The organism is Streptomyces sp. NBC_01092 (assembly GCF_045039535.1).
GTDB lineage: Bacteria > Actinomycetota > Actinomycetes > Streptomycetales > Streptomycetaceae > Streptomyces.
The window spans coordinates 7156452-7177119 of the sequence record NZ_CP108659.1 but is presented as its reverse complement, the minus strand read 5'-3'; the positions used below and the strand labels follow the sequence as shown (position 1 = coordinate 7177119).

Here is a 20668-nt window from a genome sequence, read left to right as displayed (position 1 = left end):
CTCCTACTCGGGGGTGACGTCCAGCGCGTGGCCGACGAGGGACAGGAGGGTCTCGATGACGGAGATCCTCCGCCGCGCGTCCATGATCATTACAGGTACGTGCGCGGGGATCGTCAACGCCTCTCGCACGTCCGCCGGTTCGAACAGCTCGCTGTCGTCGAAGTGGTTGACCGCGACGACGTACGGCAGCCCGCAGCTCTCGAAGTAGTCCAGCGCCGGGAAGCAGTCCTTCAGCCGCCGGGTGTCGGCCAGGACGACCGCCCCGATCGCGCCGCGCACCAGGTCGTCCCACATGAACCAGAACCGCTGCTGGCCCGGCGTGCCGAACAGGTAGAGCACCAGGTCGTCGTCGAGCGTGAGGCGGCCGAAGTCCATGGCCACGGTCGTGGTGAGCTTGCCGGGCGTGGCGGTGAGGTCGTCGGTGTCCTCGCTCGCCTCGGTCATCAGCGCCTCGGTCTGCAGGGGCGTGATCTCCGAGACGGCCGTGACCAGCGTGGTCTTGCCGACACCGAAGCCGCCCGCCACGACTATCTTCGTCGCGACCGGGGCCCGGGTGCGGTCCGTCTGCCAGGACTTCAGGTCCTCATCGGTGTCTTCAAAGACGACGGAGTCCACTCAGCACCCTTTCCAGCAGAGCGCGGTCCGGCCGGCCCGTGCCGTGGCCGGTTCCGGTGCCGTACACACGGATCTTTCCCTGGTCCGCGAGGTCGCTGAGGAGCACGCGGACCACGCCGAGCGGCATCTTCAGCAGCGCGGCGATCTCGGCCACCGTGCGCATACGGCGGCACAGTTCGACGATGGCCCGCATCTCCGGCATGACCCGGGCTGCGAGGGAACCTCCCCCACTGCTGAACGCGTGGGAGGTGCCCCCAGTCAGTTCCTTGCGCTCCTCGGGGGCCTCCAGAGCCGCGACGAACGTCTCGACGAGGAGGACGTGGCCGAAGCGGGTACGGCCGCCGGTGAGCGAGTAGGGGCGTACGCGGGCGGGTTTGCGGTCACCGCCGCGGACGGGGAGCTGGGGCCTGTTCTTCGGGGCGTTGTTCATCGGGTGCTCCCTGCCGAGGCGGCCTCCAGCGACTTCCGTAGCTCGCTGCGGAGTTCGGGGGTGAGGACATGGCCGGCCCGGCCGACGAAGAGCGCCATGTGGTAGGCGACGACGCTCATGTCGCAGTCCGCGGAGCCGTGCACACCGAGCAGTGAGCCGTCGCTGATGGACATCACGAACAGGCTGCCCTCGTCCATCGCGACCATCGTGTGCTTCACCCCGCCGAACTGCATCAGGGCGGCCGCGCCGATGGTGAGGCTGCCGATGCCGGAGACGACGGTGGCGAGGTCGGCGGACGAGCCGCGCGGGCCGGTGGGCCGCGCGGTCCTCGCCTCTCTCGCGGCCTCGTTGCGCGCGTGGTCCGAGGAGAGCAGGAGCAACCCGTCGGAGGAGACCACCGCGACTGACTGGATGCCCGGCACCTCCTCGACCAGATTCGTCAACAACCAGTGCAGGTTGCGGGCTTCACTGCTCAGTCCGAAGGTACTGGGCGCCGTCAACTGCTTGCCTCCTCGACTGTGCCCCCCGTAGCTGCTTCGGACTCGGTGATGCCTGCGGTCGGTGCCTTGCTCTGACCGGTCTGTTCGGCGATCTCCGCCTGGACATCGCGATGGCCTGCCTCCGCGCCCCGGCGGAATCCGCCGAGCCTTCTGCGCAGGGCCTCGGCATCGACGCCGCCGGTCCGCTGGCGCGGGGCCTGGGCCGGGGCGGTGATCTTCGGGGTGCGCTTGGGCAGCCCCTTGTCGGTGACGGCCTCCTCGGGCTCGCCACCCTCCTCCTGTGCGTCCCGGTCGTCCCGGGCACGCTCGTGCGTGTCGGGGCCGATGGCGTAGGGGTCGGGGGCGGCCGGGGGCTCCGACTCCTCGGACGTCTCCGGGAGCAGGAGCTCCATGGTCGTCTCGGCAGGAGTCTCGGCCGCCGTATCCGCTACGACGTAGTCCGCCTCGTCCGTATCCGCGTCCGCATCCGCTACGACGCCGTCCGCCTCGTCCGTCTCCCGTAGGGCCTTCTCCGCCAGCGCGACCAGCGGGTCGGCGTTCTTCGCCCGGCCGCGCAGGACGTTGGAGTTGGCCTCCGCGTCGGCGCCGGGAAGGGTGAAGGCGTGGGTGGCGGTGTGGTGCGGGGCGTCCGAGGGGACCGCGGCGGTGGGGGCGGGGGCCAGCAGGTTCTTGGGCAGGACCACGACCGCCGCGATCCCGCCCTGCTTCTGCTCGCGCAGCTGGACGCGGACGCCGTGGCGGTGGGCGAGGCGCGCGACGACGTAGAGGCCGAGGCCCTGGCCGTCCTCGCCCTCCTGCTCGTAGGTGGCCTCGGGGTCGAAGTCGGCGAGGCGGGAGTTGAGGCGGGTCATGCGCTCGGCGGTCATGCCGATGCCCTCGTCCTGCACGGAGATCATGACCTCGCCGTTCTCCAGCAGCCAGCCGGAGACCTCGACGGGAAGGTCGGGCGGGGAGAACGACGTGGCGTTCTCCATCAGTTCGGCCAGCAGGTGCGAGAGGTCGTCGGCGGCGAACCCGGCCACGTGCGCGTGCGGCGGCAGCGCGGCGATGCGGACACGCTCGTACCGCTCGATCTCGCTGACCGCGGCCCGGACCACGTCGACGAGCGGGACCGGTCCGGCGTGCTGCTGGACGTGTTCGGTGCCGGCGAGGACCAGGAGGTTCTCGCTGTGCCGGCGCATGACGGTGGCGAAGTGGTCGAGCTTGAAGAGGGTCGCGAGGCGCTCGGGGTCCTGCTCGCGCTCCTCCAGGCCCTCGATGACAGCGAGTTGGCGTTCGACCAGACCGAGCGTGCGCAGGGCGAGATTGACGAACGAGCCGCCGATGCTGTCGCGTATCCGCTCCAACTGGGCGGTGGACTCGCTGAGTTCGGCGCGCAGCCCCTCTCGGGCGTCGGCCATCTTCTGCCGCTGCCCGACCAGGTGCTTGCGGTCGGACTCCAGGGTGGTGATGCGCTCCTGGAGGGCGAGCGCGTGCGCGTGCAGGGCGTTGACGGAGTTGACGACCTGCGCGAACTCGTCGTTGCGCCCGGTGAACTTGACGGGTTCCTCGGCCGCCGGGTCCTCGGCCCGGGCGAGGCGGGCGGAGCCGATCCGCAGCACGGCGAGCGGCCGGGTGAGGCTGCGGGCCATGCCGGTGGCGACGCCGACGGCGAGCAGCATCAGGGCGCCGAGGATCGCGATACGGATCTCCAGCGCGGTGACGTCGTCGTCACGGAGCTGCTCCAGGGCCTTGGTGCGGCGGTCGTAGAGGGCGGACTCCACGCCGCGCATCATGTCGACGCGGGCGGAGAGGGCGGCCTCGGCACGCTCGGTGCTGGTGGCCAGGTCCCGGTCGGAGAGCGTGGGCTGGTCGGTGAGGGACGCCAGATACCGCTCGGCGGTGTCGACCTCGGGGCCGGTGACCGTGGAGTCGTACGAGGTGCGCGCGCTCTTGGGGGCGGTGTCGCGGAAGTCGACGAGGGCGGCGTCGGAGCGCAGCCGGGCCTGCTGGGCGGCGGTGCTGAGGGCGTCGCGCTGCTTGGCGTCAGCGCCCGAGGAGGTCTCCTGGGTGCTCGCGAGGCCGGTGACCGGGTCGATGACGGTCTCGGTGGTGGTCGGCACGCTGAGCGCGGCGAGCAGCAGCCCACGGGCGGCCGCGGCCTGCTGTACGGCGGAGTCCAGCTCGGCCAGCGCATAGGTGCCGGAGCCGGCGCGGGGCGGCATCTGTTCGGCCAGGTGCTCGGCGAGCCGGTGGAGTTCGGCGATGGCGGCCGAGTAGGCCCCGTGCGCCTCCAGTGCCGTGCTCTTGCCGGTGAGCGCGGAGCGGCGCAGGGCCGCGATGCCGTCGAGGTCGGCATGCAGTGAGTCGGGGGCGTCGGGGTCGGCGCGCAGTTCCTCGACCTGCCGGTCGACGCGGGCGCTGCGCTGCTCGCTGGGCGCCTTGGACTTGGGGCGGCCTGCGGCGATGTAGGTGGTGACCTCGTCGCGCTCGTCGGCGAGGGAGTGCGCGAGGGTGAGCGCGTCCCCGGTCTGTTCGGCGAGGGTCACCAGCGCCTGGGAGTCGTGCAGTTGCCCGGAGGCGGCGACGATCGAAGGGACACCGGCCCCGGCTATGGCGACGGCCACGACGGCCACGGCGACGATCAGCCGGTTCCGTACGTGTGTCGGGCGCCCCTTGCCGGCGGGTGTGATGTCGGCGGTGGTAGTGGGAGTGGGCTGCGCGCCCCCCGCGGAGGCCGTCTGCTTGCCTGAGCGACGTGGCCGCATCTTCTGCACCGGTGCTCGCATTCCTGACTCGTGATACCCATGGGTCCGGATGACGCTCCGTCAACTGGCGCCGACGGTACGTACACCCTCCCCCAAGCTCTCGACTTCGCTCGAGCAGGGGATGCCCTCACCGGTCCCCGACCCTCCCAGTGCCGGTGGGCGACGGCCGCGCAACATCTGACCCGCCACTCGAAGGAGTGAACCCCGGAGGAGAGTTGGCGGGCAAGTTCCTCCGGCGCACGCACATGCCCTGCGCGGCGGGCCGGTTGGACGTCCGCGGCAGGCGATGGCAGTATTCGCCGCCACGCCCGGCCGGAGCGCTGCATTCCCCCTCAAATCAGGCGCCTGACCTGCGTGTGTGCACCCATTCGGCAACTACTGCGACCCGTTCGCGAGCCTTGTGAAGGGCTCGTGCAGACTGACCGAATGCGAACAGAGCTTGTTTCGGAGTCCGGTGATCCGGCCCGCCCCAACGAGGACTTCGCAAGTGTCGGCCTGCCCGCCTCGGGACAGGGCGGCGCACTGGTCGTCCTGGACGGGGTGACTCCGCCGCGAGGCGAGACGGGCTGCCTGCATTCCGTCCCCTGGTTCACCGCGCGGCTCGGCGGAGCGCTGACCGAACTGACCGTTTCACTCCCGGATGTTCCCCTCGCGGACGCCCTCGCCGGCGCCATCACGCGTACCTCCGAGGCACATACACAAACCTGTGACCTTTCTCACCCACGAACCCCACAGGCAACGGTGGTTGTGGTGCGCTGGTCGGCCGAGACGGTGGAGTACCTGATCCTTTCGGACTCGACCCTGTTGACCGAGTCCCCGGACGGCGTGATCACGCCGTACCTGGACGACCGCCTGGCCCGCCTCCCCCGCGCCTCCCTCGCCACGGACGCGCTGATCGACGCTCATGTCCGCAACAAGGAGGGCGGCTTCTTCACGGCCGCCGCCGATCCGTCGGTCGCGGCCCGGGCGGTGACCGGGGTGCTGCCGCGGGCCGACGTCCGGGCGCTGGCCGCGCTGACGGACGGCGCGACGAGGTGGGTGGAGAAGTTCCGCGAGGGGGACTGGGCGGACTGCTTCCGGTTCGTCCGCAAGGAGGGGGCGCAGGCACTGGTGGACCGGGTGCGGGCGCTGGAGACGGCCGACGCGCAGGAGCGGACGTATCTGCGGCGGAGCAAGACGCACGACGACGCGACGGTCGTGTACGTCGAGTTGTGAGCCTCCTGCTCCTGCCGCGTACCGCTGCCGGCTACTTCTCCATCCCCCGGTTCAGCTGGTTCAGCAGCCGGGCCAGCTCCGCCACTTCCCGCCGGTCCCAATGGGACAGCTGCTCGACATAGCTGGCGCGGCGGGCCTCGCGCACCTTGGCGACCCGCCCCCGCCCCAGCTCGGTCAGATGCACCAGCCATGCCCGCCCGTCGGCCGGGTCCGGCTCGCGCGCGACCAGGCCCAGGTCCTCCAGGGCGCGCAGCTGGCGGGACATGGTGGCCTTGCCGACGCCGATGTAGGCGGCGAGTTCGGTGGCCCGCTGGCGGCCCGCCTCCCCCAGACGGACCAACAGGCCGTACGCCGCGGACTCCAGGTCCGGATGGACCTCGCGGGCCATCTCGCCCTGCTTGGCCCGGGCGCGCCGCAGCAGCACCGTCAGCTCACGTTCCAGGTCGAGGAATTCGGGCCGGCCCGGACCACCACGGGACTCTCCGCCGGAGGGGGCGCCCCCGGATTCGACTCGCGGTCCGTCGCCGTTTCCGTCTTCGTGCACGTCAGTCCCTGCCTCGATTTCCCGGTCCTGAAAGTTTCCGCCGACCGCCGTCATTGCCGCAGCTCCGTCAGTATTTCGCAGGCGTAGACCAACGGCAGCCTCCGAACCCCCTTCCACCTGGTCTTCCGGCTGCCTAGCTTCTCTGTCAGAACCGTGACTGGCATGCCCACGCCACGCTCATCCGCCGGAGTCCGGTCACGGACACGCGCGACTTCCCCACCGAGCGTCACCGAGTCTTCGGAGGCACGCTATGCCCGTGCACAGATCCGAACCGCTCCGCCCCCCGCGCCCGCACCGCGCCGGGCTCCTGCTCGCCGCGGCCCTGACCCTGATCCTCGTCTCCCTGACCGCCACACCCACCCCCGCCTCCGCCGACGACACCCCGCCCCGCGGCTCCGCCTACATGGGAATGGGCGTCGCCGCCCACGACGGAGTGGACGGTGTCCCCTCCGCCGACCTGGCCGCATCGACCGAAGGCGTCGACGTCTCCAGCCATCAAGGCAACGTCGCCTGGCCGACCCTGTGGAGCAGCGGGGTCAAGTGGGCCTATGTGAAGGCCTCCGAGGGGACGTACTACACCAACCCCTCGTTCGCCCAGCAGTACAACGGTTCCTACGACGTCGGCATGATCCGCGGCTCCTACCACTTCGCGACCCCGGACACCACCAATGGAGCAACCCAGGCGAACTATTTCGTCGACCACGGCGGCGGCTGGTCCGGCGACGGCAAGACCCTGCCGGGCGCCCTCGACATCGAGTGGAACCCGTACGGGGCCGCCTGCTACGGCAAGACCCCGACCGCGATGGTCACCTGGATCCGCGACTTCCTGAACCAGTACAAGTCCCGCACCGGCCGCGACGCCGTCATCTACACGGCCACGAGCTGGTGGAAGCAGTGCACCGGCAACTACAGCGGCTTCGCCACCACCAACCCCCTGTGGGTCGCCCGGTACGCCACCGAGGTGGGCGAACTCCCGGCGGGGTGGAGCTACTACACGATGTGGCAGTACACGTCCTCCGGCCCGAGCGTCGGCGACCACAACAAGTTCAACGGGGCACTCGACCGCCTTCAGGCCCTGGCCGACGGCTGACCCACCACCGCACGCCCCGCCCCGAGGCGCGGCGAAGGCCCGGGCCTCCCTCACGGGACCCGGGCCTTGCCGGTCCGGTCGCGTCCGTCACGCCGCGACCGGAACCTCCGGGGCCGCGCCGTTCGTGGCCGGCGCCAGGGCCAGTTCCAGGACCTGGCGGACGTCGGTCACGGCGTGGACGTCGAGCTTGTCCAGCACCTCGGCGGGGACGTCGTCCAGGTCGGGCTCGTTGCGCTTGGGGATGATGACCGTCGTGACGCCGGCCCGGTGCGCCGCGAGCAGCTTCTGCTTCACGCCGCCGATCGGGAGGACCCGGCCGGTCAGCGAGACCTCGCCCGTCATCGCCACGTCCGTGCGGACCAGGCGGCCCGAGAGCAGCGACGCCAGCGCCGTCGTCATCGTGATGCCCGCGCTCGGGCCGTCCTTCGGCACCGCGCCCGCCGGGAAGTGGATGTGCACGCCCCGGTCCTTGAGGTCCGCGACCGGCAGTTCCTGCTCGGCTCCGTGGGAGCGGAGGAAGGACAGGGCGATCTGCGCGCTCTCCTTCATCACGTCACCCAGCTGGCCGGTCAGGGTCAGGCCCGCCGCGCCCGTCTCCGGGTCGGCCAGCGACGCCTCCACGAACAGGACGTCACCGCCCGCGCCCGTGACCGCGAGGCCGGTCGCCACACCGGGTACCGCCGTGCGCCGCTCCGCCGGGTCCTGGGCGGACTCGGGCACGTGGTGCGGCCGGCCGATCAGATCGCGCAGGTCAGCGTCCGCGATGGTGAACGGCAGCTTCCGCTCGCCCAGTTCGTGCTCGGCGGCCACCTTGCGCAGGAGCCGCGCGATGGAGCGCTCCAGGTTACGGACGCCCGCCTCGCGCGTGTACTCACCGGCGAGCTTGCGCAGGGCGCCCTCGTCGATGGCGACCTCGTCCTTGTTCAGACCGGCCCGCTCCAGCTGGCGCGGGAGCAGGTGGTCACGGGCGATGACGATCTTCTCGTCCTCGGTGTAGCCGTCGAGACGGACCAGTTCCATCCGGTCCAGCAGGGCCTCGGGGATGGCTTCCAGGACGTTCGCCGTCGCCAGGAACACCACGTCGCTCAGGTCGAGTTCGACCTCCAGGTAGTGGTCGCGGAAGGTGTGGTTCTGCGCCGGGTCCAGGACCTCCAGGAGCGCCGCGGCCGGGTCGCCGCGGAAGTCCGAGCCGACCTTGTCGATCTCGTCGAGGAGGACGACCGGGTTCATCGAACCGGCCTCCTTGATGGCCCGGACGATCCGGCCGGGCAGCGCGCCGACGTACGTACGGCGGTGGCCGCGGATCTCGGCCTCGTCGCGGACGCCGCCGAGGGCGACCCGGACGAACTTGCGCCCCATCGCGTGCGCGACGGACTCGCCGAGTGAGGTCTTGCCGACACCGGGCGGGCCGACCAGCGCCAGCACGGCACCGCCGCGCCGGCCGCCGACGACACCCAGGCCGCGGTCGTTACGGCGCTTGCGCACCGCCAGGTACTCGGTGATCCGCTCCTTCACGTCCTCCAGGCCGGCGTGCTCGGCGTCGAGGATCGCCTTGGCGCCCTGGATGTCGTAGGCGTCCTGGGTGCGTTCGTTCCAGGGCAGTTCGAGCACCGTGTCCAGCCAGGTGCGGATCCACGACCCCTCCGGCGACTGGTCGCTGGAGCGCTCCAGCTTGTCGACCTCCTTGAGCGCGGCCTCGCGGACGTTCTCCGGCAGGTCTGCGGCTTCCACGCGGGCGCGGTAGTCGTCGGACTCCTCGCCGTCCTTCTCGCCGTTCAGCTCGCGCAGTTCCTTGCGGACCGCTTCCAGCTGGCGGCGCAGCAGGAACTCGCGCTGCTGCTTGTCGACGCCTTCCTGGACGTCCTTGGCGATGGTCTCGGCGACATCCTGCTCGGCGAGGTGGTCGCGCAGCTGCTGGGTGGCGAGCTTGAGACGGGCGACCGGATCGGCGGTCTCCAGCAGCTCGACCTTCTGCTCGGTGGTCAGGAAGGGCGAGTAACCGGAGTTGTCGGCGAGCTGGGACACGTCGTCGATCGCCTGGACGCGGTCCACGACCTGCCAGGCGCCGCGCTTGCGCAGCCAGGCGGTGGCGAGGGCCTTGTATTCCGTCACCAGCTCGGCGACCTGTCCGGGCACCGGCTCGGGCACGCTCTCGTCGATCCGCGTGCCCTCGACCCACAGGGCCGCGCCGGGCCCGGTCGTCCCGGCGCCGATGCGCACCCGGCCGCGACCGCGGATCAGGGCGCCCGGGTCACCGTCGGCCAGCCGGCCGACCTGCTCGACGGTGCCGAGCACACCGGTGCCCGGGTACGTCCCGTCGATGCGTGGCACCAACAGCACCCGGGGCTTTCCGGGTGTGGAGCGGGCGGCGGCCTGGGCGGCCTCCACCGCGGCGCGCACATCGGCGTCGTTCAAGTCCAGCGGGACCACCATCCCGGGGAGCACGACCTCGTCGTCGAGGGGCAGCACGGGCAGGGTGAGCGAAGTGGACGTCGAAGCCATGATCTCCCCTTAGGCAGTCAAGTTGAGTTATGCCGACTCAATGCACGGGGCGGCTCGAATGTTCCCAGGCGTCCGTTCGCTGTGAGCGATCACCTGCGCCACACGCCGTCACCTGGGCTTTCGTAAGTGAACGCAGGCCGGGGCGCACTCCTTCCCGTGGGGAGGAGCGTTCCCGTGAGGAGGAGCGGCTCTAGGCAGCCGAGACCGAAGGCGAGGCCGCCCCGGCCGCCCGCCACCGGCGCACCACCGGCCACAGCCCGACCCCTATGACCAGGGCGATCAGATGCCCCCAGTTGGTCAGTGGGTCGGTGAGGTGCAGCAGGTCCTGGACCAGCAGGGCGCCGAACAGCGCCAGCACGGGCCACTGCAGCCACGGCCGCAGCATCCCGGTGAGCGCGCCGATGCTCGTGGCGACGCCGAAGCTGACGCCGTAGTCGAGACGGTGCAGCGAACTGTCGGGCAGCCGGCCGACCAGCACCGCGAGCCCCACGGGGACCTCGGTCGCAAGGGTGGCCAGGACGTGCCCGACCAGAAAGACGACGGCCGCGCGCACCCCGCCGACGCGCCGCTCCAGCGCGTTGAGCACGAGCAGCAGGCAGAGCGTGTACGGCGCCCAGATCCCGCCCGCTATCCACAGAGCACTGGCGAACAGCACCACCACGGGGGTGTGCAGCAGGTGCGCCACGTCGGTGCTGGAGCCCTGGTGGAGGGCGTGGACCAGGGCGGGGTCGGCGTACGTGGCGATCAGGGAGGTGACGGTCAGGACGACGACGTAGGCGAAGGTGAACGGTGTGCCGGTGGGGGTGGGGAGCAGGCGCCAGGGGCGGAAGGCTCGGGCTTTCGGTGCCTCGGTCGCGTTCTCGGCGGCCGGCACCGAGGCCGGCACGGCAGGGGCAGGGCGCGGCCTCCGCTGCTGCGGCATCCCGTCCAGCAGCCCCGCCACATCCGGCAGCGCCGCGTCTGCCACAGGACGTTCCACGCTGAGGCGCTCCTTCCGTTTCCCCTCAGCCTTGGCCCGCCTCGCCCCACATGTCTGTGATCGTCGTCACACGACAGCCGATTCTCAGCAACCTCTCAAGAAGCGGATGCGTCCTCCCAAGACGGTCCCGACCCTGGCATGCGTCAACCCGGTGCCACCCGTCGGCGTAATTCACTCGGCCGGCCCACCCCGGACCTGCGAGGATGGCCGGATGCCCACTTCGTACGACACTCCCGAAGTCCTGGACCGTCGCGAAGGCCCCCACGGCGAGATCGTGTTGAGACGGCACGGTGACCTGCTCCAGATCATCGCGAACGGCTGTTTCCTGATGGACACCTCCGACGGACGCTCGGAGCGGTTACTCGTGGACGCGGCACTCGGTGCGCTGGAGGCGGGGCGGCCGGATCCGGAGGTGCTGATCGGCGGGCTCGGCGTCGGCTTCTCGCTCGCACACGCCGCCGCCGATCCCCGCCCGGGACGGATCACCGTCGTGGAGCGCGAGAGCGCGATTATCGGCTGGCATCTTGACGGACCCCTGACGCACTTCTCCGCCCGCGCCGTCGCCGACCCGCGCACCAGGATTGTGGAAACCGATCTCGTGGCGTACGTACATGAGACTTCCGACACGTATGACGCACTGTGTCTCGACATCGACAACGGCCCCGGCTGGACTGTCACCGAGGGCAACGACAGCCTCTACTCACCGGGCGGACTCGCGGCCTGTGCACGGGTGTTGAGGCCCGGCGGGGTACTGGCCGTATGGTCCGCCCGACCCTCTCCGGAATTCGAAGAAACCTTGTGTAATGCCGGATTCCAGCAGGTGCGTACCGAAGAGATCCCCGTTGCCCGGGGCGTTCCGGACGTCGTACACCTCGCCGTACGACCTGGATAGCCGTGGCACGGTGACTCCCCGTACTCTGCTCACCTGACGCGGATCATTCAAGCGTCAATCGCAAGCATGAGCAGGCATAGCCAGTCAGAGGAATCACCCCACGGATTCCGGAAAGCAACTTTGGGGCGGGCGATGGAGCAGACACACACCTCCCACAACGGCACGGCGGCGACCCCGGGCGCTCAGCGCCGGGTCCTCGTGGTCGAGGACGATCCGACCATCGTGGACGCCATCGCGGCTCGCCTGCGCGCCGAGGGGTTCCTCGTGCAGACGGCTGGCGACGGTCCGGCGGCGGTCGACACGGCCGAGGCCTGGCAGCCCGACCTGCTGATCCTCGACATCATGCTGCCGGGCTTCGACGGCCTGGAGGTATGCCGCCGGGTGCAGGCCCAGCGGCCGGTGCCGGTGATGATGCTGACCGCGCGCGACGACGAGACCGACATGCTGGTCGGGCTCGGCGTGGGCGCCGACGACTACATGACCAAGCCGTTCTCGATGCGGGAGCTGGCGGCACGCGTGCACGTACTGCTGCGCCGCGTCGAGCGGGCCGCGCTGGCCGCCACGACCCCGCGGTCGGGGATCCTCAGGCTCGGCGAGCTGGAGATCGACCACGCGCAGCGGCGGGTGCGGGTGCGCAGTGACGACGTTCACCTCACGCCGACCGAGTTCGACCTGCTGGTGTGCCTGGCGAACACCCCGCGCGCGGTCCTCTCGCGCGAGCAGCTGCTCGCCGAGGTGTGGGACTGGGCGGACGCCTCCGGCACCCGGACGGTCGACAGCCACATCAAGGCGCTTCGCCGGAAGATCGGCGCCGAGCGGATCCGCACGGTGCACGGCGTGGGCTACGCCCTGGAGACACCGACGCCATGAGCGACGGGCCGGCCGCGCGGAGAGGCCCCGGGGAGCCCTGGGGCGGCGTCAGTCCGTTCTCGATCAAGACCAAACTGGGCGCGCTGGTCGTCATCGCGGTGCTGATCACCACCGGTCTGTCGATGATCGCGGTGCGCACGCAGACGGAGCTGCGCTTCATCACGGTCTTCTCGATGATCGCCACACTGCTCATTACGCAGTTCGTGGCCCATTCGCTCACCGCGCCGCTGGACGAGATGAACACCGTGGCCCGGTCCATCTCACAGGGCGACTACACGCGCCGGGTGAAGGAGAACCGCCGGGACGAGCTGGGCGACCTGGCCGAGACGATCAACCTGATGGCCGACGAGCTGGAGGCCCAGGACCAGCAGCGCAAGGAACTGGTGGCGAACGTCTCGCACGAGCTGCGCACCCCCATCGCGGGCCTGCGGGCCGTGCTGGAGAACGTGGTCGACGGCATCGCCGCGGCCGACCCCGAGACCATGCGCACGGCCCTGAAGCAGACCGAGCGCCTCGGCCGGCTCGTGGAGACCCTCCTCGACCTGTCCCGCCTGGACAACGGCGTCGTACCGCTGCGCATGCGGCGCTTCGAGGTGTGGCCGTACCTGTCCGGCGTCCTGAAGGAGGCCAACATGGTCGCCTCGGCGCGCGGCGGCATGGCGTCGGGCTCCGGCAGCCACACCCGTACGGACGTCCATCTGCACCTCGACGTCTCCCCGCCGGAGCTGACGGCGCACGCCGACCCCGAGCGCATCCACCAGGTCGTCGCCAACCTGATCGACAACGCGATCAAGCACAGCCCGCCGCACGGCCGCGTGACGGTCAAGGCGCGGCGCGGGTCGTACCCGGAGTCGCTGGAGCTGGAGGTCCTGGACGAGGGTCCGGGCATCCCGAAGTCGGAGTGGCACAAGGTCTTCGAGCGCTTCAACCGGGGCGCCGTGCGCCGGCCGCACGGGCCGGGCAGCGACGGCGGCACGGGGCTGGGGCTGGCCATCGCGCGCTGGGCGGTGGATCTGCACGGCGGCCGGATCGGTGTGGCCGAATCCGATCGGGGTTGCCGGATTCTTGTCACCCTTCCAGGGCAGCCATCCGTTCCAAGTTGACGTAAAGTCGAAGCGGAGCCACAAGATCCACGTCCGTCCTGGCTGACGGACACGTGTGATCAGGTCCAGACCTGCGCTTTCGGTGCGCCGTGTCGCGCTCCTCCCATCCCATCTGAAGCGGAACCTCGCTTGTTTCCCGCCATTTCCAGGCCCGAAACACGCTTTCTGATGTGACTTACGCGACGATGACCTTGCTCGACCTGACCTTCCCGGCCATGGAGGCGTAGCCTTTATTCCCGCTGTCCATCACCTTGTGAAGCGGAAGAGGGCGGTTGCCGCCGTGTCGCCACAGTCCCCCAGTAACTCGAGCATCTCGACCGACACCGACCAAGCGGGCAAGAACCCCGCGGCCGCGTTCGGACCGAACGAGTGGCTCGTCGACGAGATCTATCAGCAGTACCTCCAGGACCCGAATTCCGTGGACCGAGCCTGGTGGGACTTCTTCGCCGACTACAAGCCCGGCGTCGGCGCCGCGGCTCCGGCGGGTACTGCGGCCGCGGGGGCCGCAGAGACCTCCACGGCCCCCAGGCCCGCGCCCGCCGCCCCGGCTGCTCCGGTCGCCCCGTCGGTGCCCGCGCCGGCCCCCGTGGCCCCGAGGCCCGCGGCCGCCGCGCCTGCTGCCCCGGCCCCGGCTGCGGCGCAGCCCGCCGCGCCCGCCCCGGCCGCGAAGCCCGCTCAGCCGAAGCAGGCCGAGCCCGCTGCCGCCGGCGGCCCGGAGTTCCTGACGCTGCGCGGCCCGGCCGCCGCGGTCGCGAAGAACATGAACGCCTCGCTGGAGGTGCCCACGGCCACGTCCGTGCGCGCGGTCCCGGTGAAGCTGCTCTTCGACAACCGCATCGTCATCAACAACCACCTGAAGCGCGCCCGGGGCGGGAAGATCTCCTTCACGCACCTGATCGGCTACGCGATGGTGCAGGCCATCAAGGCCATGCCGTCGATGAACTACTCCTTCGCGGAGAAGGACGGCAAGCCGACCCTGGTCAAGCCGGAGCACATCAACTTCGGCCTCGCCATCGACCTGGTCAAGCCCAACGGCGACCGCCAGCTCGTGGTCGCGGGCATCAAGAAGGCCGAGACCCTGAACTTCTTCGAGTTCTGGCAGGCCTACGAGGACATCGTCCGCCGCGCCCGCGACGGCAAGCTGGGCATGGACGACTTCACCGGCGTGACGGTCTCCCTGACCAACCCCGGTGGCCTCGGCACCGTGCACTCGGTCCCGCGTCTGATGCCCGGACAGTCGGTCATCATGGGCGTTGGCTCCATGGACTACCCGGCTGAGTTCCAGGGCACCTCCCAGGACACCCTGAACAAGCTCGGCATCTCGAAGGTCATGACGCTCACGTCGACCTACGACCACCGGGTCATCCAGGGCGCCGCCTCCGGCGAGTTCCTGCGGATCGTCGCGAACCTCCTGCTCGGCGAGAGCAACTTCTACGACGAGATCTTCGAGGCGCTGCGCATCCCCTACGAGCCGGTCCGCTGGCTCAAGGACATCGACGCCTCGCACGACGACGACGTCACCAAGGCCGCGCGTGTCTTCGAGCTGATCCACTCCTACCGGGTCCGCGGCCACGTCATGGCCGACACCGACCCGCTGGAGTACCGCCAGCGCAAGCACCCCGACCTGGACATCACCGAGCACGGCCTCACCCTGTGGGACCTGGAGCGCGAGTTCGCCGTCGGCGGCTTCTCCGGCAAGTCCCTGATGAAGCTGCGCGACATCCTCGGTGTGCTGCGCGACTCGTACTGCCGCACCACCGGCATCGAGTTCATGCACATCCAGGACCCCAAGCAGCGCAAGTGGATCCAGGACCGCATCGAGCGCGGGCACACCAAGCCCGAGCGCGAGGAGCAGCTGCGCATCCTGCGCCGGCTGAACGCCGCGGAGGCCTTCGAGACCTTCCTGCAGACGAAGTACGTCGGCCAGAAGCGCTTCTCCCTGGAGGGCGGCGAGTCCGTCATCCCGCTGCTGGACGCGGTGCTGGACTCGGCCGCCGAGTCCCGCCTGGACGAGGTCGTCATCGGCATGGCCCACCGCGGCCGGCTGAACGTCCTCGCCAACATCGTCGGCAAGTCGTACGCCCAGATCTTCCGCGAGTTCGAGGGCAACCTCGACCCGAAGTCGATGCACGGCTCCGGCGACGTGAAGTACCACCTGGGCGCCGAGGGCACCTTCACGGGCCTGGACGGCGAGCAGATCAAGGTCTCGCTGGCCGCGAACCCGTCCCACCTGGAAACGGTCGACCCGGTCATCGAGGGCATCGCCCGCGCCAAGCAGGACATCATCAACAAGGGCGGCACGGACTTCACCGTCCTGCCGGTGGCCCTGCACGGCGACGCGGCCTTCGCGGGCCAGGGCGTGGTGGCCGAGACCCTGAACATGTCGCAGCTGCGCGGCTACCGCACGGGCGGCACGGTCCACATCGTCATCAACAACCAGGTCGGTTTCACCGCCGCCCCGGAGTCGTCCCGCTCGTCGATGTACGCGACGGACGTGGCGAGGATGATCGAGGCCCCGATCTTCCACGTGAACGGCGACGACCCCGAGGCGGTCGTCCGCGTTGCCCGCCTGGCCTTCGAGTTCCGCCAGGCGTTCAACAAGGACGTCGTGATCGACCTCATCTGCTACCGCCGCCGCGGTCACAACGAGTCGGACAACCCGGCCTTCACCCAGCCGCTGATGTACGACCTGATCGACAAGAAGCGCTCGGTGCGCAAGCTCTACACCGAGTCCCTCATCGGTCGCGGCGACATCACCCTGGAAGAGGCCGAGCAGGCCCTGCAGGACTACCAGGGCCAGCTGGAGAAGGTCTTCACGGAGGTCCGCGAGGCCGTCTCCCAGCCGAGCGCCGAGCCGGTGTCCGACCTGCGGGCCGAGTTCCCGGTCGCCGTGAGCACCGCGATCTCCGCGGAGGTCGTGAAGCGGATCGCCGAGTCCCAGGTCAACATCCCCGACACGTTCCACGTGCACCCGCGTCTGCTGCCCCAGCTGCAGCGCCGGGCGGCGATGGTCGAGGACGGCACCATCGACTGGGGCATGGGCGAGACCCTCGCGGTCGGCTCCCTTCTCCTGGAGGGCACCCCGGTCCGGCTGTCCGGCCAGGACTCCCAGCGCGGCACCTTCGGTCAGCGCCACGCGGTCCTCATCAACCGTGAGACGGGCGAGGAGCACACTCCGCTCCAGTACCTCGCCGAGGACCAGGCTCGCTACAACGTCTACAACTCCCTCCTGTCCGAGTACGCAGTCATGGGCTTCGAGTACGGCTACTCGCTGGCCCGTCCCGACGCGCTCGTGATGTGGGAGGCGCAGTTCGGCGACTTCGTCAACGGCGCGCAGACGGTGGTCGACGAGTACATCTCGGCGTCCGAGCAGAAGTGGGGCCAGACGAGCGGCGTCACGCTCCTGCTCCCCCACGGCTACGAGGGCCAGGGCCCGGACCACTCCTCGGCCCGTGTCGAGCGCTTCCTCCAGCTGTGCGCCCAGAACAACATGACGGTCGCGATGCCGACCCTGCCGTCGAACTACTTCCACCTCCTGCGGTGGCAGGTGCACAACCCGCACCACAAGCCGCTGGTGGTCTTCACGCCGAAGTCGATGCTGCGCCTCAAGGCCGCCGCGTCGAAGACGGAGGAGTTCACGTCGGGCCAGTTCCGCCCCGTCATCGGCGACTCAACGGTCGACCCGGCCGCGGTCCGCAAGGTCGTCTTCGTCGCCGGCAAGCTGTACTACGACCTTGAGGCCGACCGCCAGAAGCGCGGCGTCACGGACACGGCGATCATCCGCATCGAGCGCCTGTACCCGCTGCCGGGTGCCGAGCTCCAGGCCGAGATCGCCAAGTACCCGAACGCCGAGAAGTACCTGTGGGCCCAGGAGGAGCCGGCGAACCAGGGTGCCTGGCCGTTCATCGCGCTCAACCTGATCGACCACCTGGACCTGGCGGTCGGCGCCGACATCCCGCATGGCGAGCGTCTGCGGCGGATCTCCCGTCCGCACGGCTCGTCCCCGGCCGTCGGTTCCGCCAAGCGGCACCAGGCCGAGCAGGAGCAGCTGGTGCGTGAGGTGTTCGAGGCGTAAGCCTGCGGATCCTCTGCACGGGATCTGATCGGAAGGCCCGGTTCCGAGTCCATCGCGACTCGGGGCCGGGCCTTTCGGCGTTCGGCTAGATGGGCTGGGGCTCGAAGTCCCAGTACGGCCGGTGCCGTTCGAGGATGGTGCGGGTGTGCGGGTGGTCGGCGCCGAGGAGTGAGGTGAGCCGGGCGACGGCGTCCTGGTGCAGCGCCCCGGCCTCCGTGCGTTCTCCCAGTTCGGTCAGGTCCAGTGCCAGTCCGGCCCGCAGGCTGATGGTGAGGATGTGCGCGTCGCCGAGGACCCGGGCGGAGCGGTCGGCGCTCTCCCGGCCCAGGGCGGCCGCTTCGTCGGCTTCGCCCACGGCGGCGAGCGCGGCGACCTCGTTCTTGGCGCAGCCGATGGTCCACGGATGGTCCTGGCCGACGGCCCGCCGCATCTGACGCGCGGTCCGCCGGGACAGCTCCAGCGCGGCCCGGTGCTCGCCCATGTCCCGCATGACGGTGGCGACGTTGTCCCGCGCGCCGATCGCGTACGGGTGGCGTTCGCCGAGCTGGGCGGCGTAGTGGGTGGCGGTGGCCTCGGCCAGGTCCCTGGCCTCGTCGGTGCGCTCCAGGTCGCGCAGCAGCATCGCGTAGTCGCAGGAGACCATCAGCGTCTCCGGGTGCAGGGGGCCGCGACGGCGGATCAGCTTCTCCCGGACGCCCCGCAGCATGGCGTGCGCGAACTGCAGGTCTCCGACGCGGCGGGCGCACAGCGCGAGGTTGTGCTCGGCGAGCAGGGTCTGGCTGTGGGTGCGGTCCAGGACCTGGCTGTGCACGCGGGAGTTGTGGCCCTGGATGGCCAGCGCCTCGCGGTAGCTGCCGAGCAGGCGCAGCATCCAGGCGGAGCGCAGCGCGGAGTTGAGGGTGAGGGCGTCGCGTCCGCCGAGTACGTCCACCCGGGCCTCGAAGACCTTGCGGTGCAGGGCGAGCGACTCGGTGTAGCGGCCCTGGAGGCCTACGGCGACGGCGAGATTGCTGCGGATGGCCAGGGTGCGCGGCACCTGCTCGCCGCCGAGTTCCGCGGCGGCGCTCGTGGCGGCCTCCTCGAACAGCGCGCGGGCCTGCGGGTACCGGCCGAGCGCCATGAGGGTGCCGCCGAGGCCGTCCTTGGCGCGGATCACCTCGATGGGCCGTACGTGCTCGGCCCGGTCGAGGCGTCCGAGGATCTCGCGGCCGACGGTCTCCGCCTCCGCGTACTTCCCCAGTCTGCGCAGCATGTTGGCGAGCTGGTGGACGGCGACGAGCACCGAGCGGTCGGTGTCGCCGGAGGTTGCCCGCCAGCGCTCCACGGCCAGCCGGCTGAGCCACCAGCCGTCGTGGTACTCGCCCCGCATCCGCAGGTACTCGATGCAGTTGAGGACGAGTTCCCGGGCGTCGTCGTCGGGCGACTCAAGGGCCCCGGACGGTTCCAGGTGCGGGATGAGGGCGGAGTACCGGGCCCAGTTGCCGGGTGAGGAGGAGTCGCGCGGGTCGGCGGAGACGAGGACCCTGCGGGCGGCGGCCGAGTAGCGCTCGGCGTCCGCCGGCGACTGGATGGACCGTACGAAGCGGTGGAAGAGGCGGTGCATGCGCAGGGTGCCGACGGTCTGGGTGTCCATGCGCGGCCCGGGTTCGTACTCGATCCGCATGGAGGTGATCTCGGACAGCCGGCGCAGGGCGGTGTTCCAGCTGCTGGGCTCGGCGATCAGCTCGGCCAGTTCGGCGGGCAGGTCGCCGTGCCGGGAGGTCTGCAGCAGCCGTACCGGCACCACGTCGTGCGAGAAGCAGACCAGCAGGTTGAGCAGCTGCCAGGCGGACTCCGAGCCGTCGCGCAGGGTGTTGACGAGCTTCGCCCAGGCGACCTCGAAGCTCTCCGGGTACTGGCCGGAGGCCATGACGCCGAAGCGGTCCGGGCGGCCGTCGAGGATGTCCCGGATGTAGTCGTCGACCGGCACGGTCGGGTTGATGTCCAGCCAGGCGGCGGTCTGGTCGAGCAGCAGGGGCATGTCCTCCACCGCCTCGGCGAGGCGCGTGGCCTGCGGGTCGCTGAGGCGTGCCGTGCGCAGCTCGACGAAGGCGACGCTCTCGCGGCGTTCGAAGACCGGTACGGCGATGTTCTCGGCGTGGGCGCCCCACTCGCTGCGGTGGGTGGTGACGAGGACGTGGCCGCCCCCTTCGGGCAGGAGGCCGTCCAGCCGCTCCGGGTCGCCGGCGCCGTCCAGGACGAGCAGCCAGGGCCGCGCGGTGCGGTCGAGTTCCCGGCGTACGGCCGTGATGGTGGAGGCGAGGTCTCCGGAGTCCCGCAGGTCCAGGGCGGGCGCGAGGTCGGCGAACTGCTGGCGGGCGGTGACGCGTTGGGCGGCGCTGACCCACCAGACGATGTCGTACTCGCCGGCGAACCGGTGGACGTACTCCAGGGCCAGCTGGGTCTTGCCGAAGCCGCCGGGGCCCAGCAGCGCCACGGCGGCGCCGTCGGATCCGGCGGCGGAGAAGGCGCCGTAGACCTTCTCCAGCAGTTCGGTGCGTCCGATGAAGCGGCGGTTGCGGCGCGGGACCTGCCAGACGTCCGGCGGGTCGTCGGGGAAGCGGGGGCCGCGGCGCAGGTCGATCAGCGCGCCCGGGGCGGGAATGCCCGCGCACTCCAGGACCCGGGTGCGCGCCACCTCGGGCCTCAGGCCCCGCAGTTCGACGGGGGCCAGGGCGATGACGGCGTCGGGCATGGGCCGGGCGGTGATGCTGACGGCGGCGATGCGGTCCCCGTACGTCGGCAGCACCTGGTGCAGAGCCTCGGCCCAGGCCTGGAAGCGCTCGTTGCCCAGGCGCTCGTGCCAGTCGTCGATCACGAGCAGGACGCGGCCCGGCGCGCTCAGCAGCTCGGTGAACGCCTCGGCGGTCGGCGGTCGGCGCAGCGGGTTCCACCTGATCAGCGTGGTGCCCCGTCCCGCGGCCCGGATCTGGTGGTCGATCCACTTGGCCCAGGACTCGCTCTGTCCGGCGAAGACCACCGTGACATGTCCGAGTTCCGCCGCCATCTCGCCGTTTCCCCGCCGTTCCGCCTCGACCGAGCCTGGTCACGAGTGTGCACAGGTTAT

The 20668-nt window shown here is 70.6% G+C and carries 14 protein-coding genes; 6 read left to right on the top strand and 8 right to left on the bottom strand.

Annotated features, from left to right (window positions below; translation table 11 throughout):
- Positions 1-3: 3 nt before the first annotated feature.
- Genes OG254_RS32800 through OG254_RS32785 form a run of 4 tightly spaced genes read right to left on the bottom strand, consistent with a single transcriptional unit; the run spans position 4 to position 4313 of the window.
- Positions 4-615, bottom strand: coding sequence for an ATP/GTP-binding protein (locus OG254_RS32800; RefSeq protein ID WP_351192044.1), 612 nt, complete (start codon positions 613-615; stop codon positions 4-6).
- Entirely contained in the window at positions 596-1045 is a 450-nt protein-coding gene (locus tag OG254_RS32795) for a DUF742 domain-containing protein (protein WP_405588951.1), read from the bottom strand. The genes OG254_RS32800 and OG254_RS32795 overlap by 20 nt, the downstream gene beginning before the upstream one ends.
- Positions 1042-1545 carry a roadblock/LC7 domain-containing protein gene (locus OG254_RS32790; protein ID WP_351192048.1) on the bottom strand — a complete coding sequence of 168 codons (504 nt, stop codon included), beginning with the start codon at positions 1543-1545 and terminating at the stop codon, positions 1042-1044. The genes OG254_RS32795 and OG254_RS32790 overlap by 4 nt, the downstream gene beginning before the upstream one ends.
- On the bottom strand, positions 1542-4313 hold the full coding sequence (locus OG254_RS32785) for a nitrate- and nitrite sensing domain-containing protein (protein ID WP_405588948.1): 2772 nt from the start codon (positions 4311-4313) through the stop codon (positions 1542-1544). Before OG254_RS32785 ends, OG254_RS32790 begins: the two co-directional genes overlap by 4 nt.
- Before the next feature lie 405 nt (positions 4314-4718).
- Between OG254_RS32785 and OG254_RS32780 the strand changes: the two genes are divergently transcribed.
- Complete coding sequence (locus tag OG254_RS32780) at positions 4719-5507, top strand: hypothetical protein (protein WP_405588945.1); 789 nt, start codon at positions 4719-4721, stop codon at positions 5505-5507.
- Positions 5508-5538: 31 nt separating this feature from the next.
- Here OG254_RS32780 and OG254_RS32775 read toward each other — a convergent pair whose 3' ends face one another.
- A complete protein-coding gene (locus OG254_RS32775) occupies positions 5539-6051 on the bottom strand; it encodes a MarR family winged helix-turn-helix transcriptional regulator (protein ID WP_405588942.1) in 513 nt (170 codons plus the stop codon).
- Between the two features lie 250 nt (positions 6052-6301).
- Between OG254_RS32775 and OG254_RS32770 the strand changes: the two genes are divergently transcribed.
- On the top strand, positions 6302-7141 hold the full coding sequence (locus OG254_RS32770) for a lysozyme (RefSeq protein ID WP_405588939.1): 840 nt from the start codon (positions 6302-6304) through the stop codon (positions 7139-7141).
- Positions 7142-7228: 87 nt separating this feature from the next.
- On the opposite strand, the gene lon is transcribed toward OG254_RS32770, so the two are convergent.
- A complete protein-coding gene (lon, locus tag OG254_RS32765) occupies positions 7229-9643 on the bottom strand; it encodes an endopeptidase La (protein ID WP_405588937.1) in 2415 nt (804 codons plus the stop codon).
- A gap of 190 nt (positions 9644-9833) precedes the next feature.
- Positions 9834-10622 carry a rhomboid-like protein gene (locus OG254_RS32760; RefSeq protein ID WP_405588935.1) on the bottom strand — a complete coding sequence of 263 codons (789 nt, stop codon included), beginning with the start codon at positions 10620-10622 and terminating at the stop codon, positions 9834-9836.
- A gap of 211 nt (positions 10623-10833) precedes the next feature.
- On the opposite strand from OG254_RS32760, the gene OG254_RS32755 reads away from it, so the two are divergent.
- The 4 genes from OG254_RS32755 (at position 10834) to OG254_RS32740 (ending at position 17562) form a co-directional block, all read left to right on the top strand.
- The gene (locus OG254_RS32755) at positions 10834-11514 is read left to right on the top strand and encodes a spermidine synthase (protein ID WP_405588932.1); all 681 of its coding nucleotides are present in this window, start codon (positions 10834-10836) and stop codon (positions 11512-11514) included.
- Positions 11515-11646: 132 nt separating this feature from the next.
- On the top strand, positions 11647-12384 hold the full coding sequence (locus OG254_RS32750; RefSeq protein WP_405588930.1) for a response regulator transcription factor: 738 nt from the start codon (positions 11647-11649) through the stop codon (positions 12382-12384).
- Positions 12381-13487: an ATP-binding protein gene (locus tag OG254_RS32745; RefSeq protein WP_351192061.1), complete on the top strand. Its 1107-nt coding sequence runs from the start codon at positions 12381-12383 to the stop codon at positions 13485-13487. The genes OG254_RS32750 and OG254_RS32745 overlap by 4 nt, the downstream gene beginning before the upstream one ends.
- Before the next feature lie 280 nt (positions 13488-13767).
- On the top strand, positions 13768-17562 hold the full coding sequence (locus OG254_RS32740; protein ID WP_405588927.1) for a multifunctional oxoglutarate decarboxylase/oxoglutarate dehydrogenase thiamine pyrophosphate-binding subunit/dihydrolipoyllysine-residue succinyltransferase subunit: 3795 nt from the start codon (positions 13768-13770) through the stop codon (positions 17560-17562).
- An 85-nt stretch (positions 17563-17647) separates the two neighbouring features.
- Here OG254_RS32740 and fxsT read toward each other — a convergent pair whose 3' ends face one another.
- Positions 17648-20608 (bottom strand): FxSxx-COOH system tetratricopeptide repeat protein, encoded by a 2961-nt coding sequence (fxsT, locus tag OG254_RS32735; protein ID WP_405588925.1) that lies wholly within the window; start codon positions 20606-20608, stop codon positions 17648-17650.
- Positions 20609-20668 lie beyond the last annotated feature (60 nt).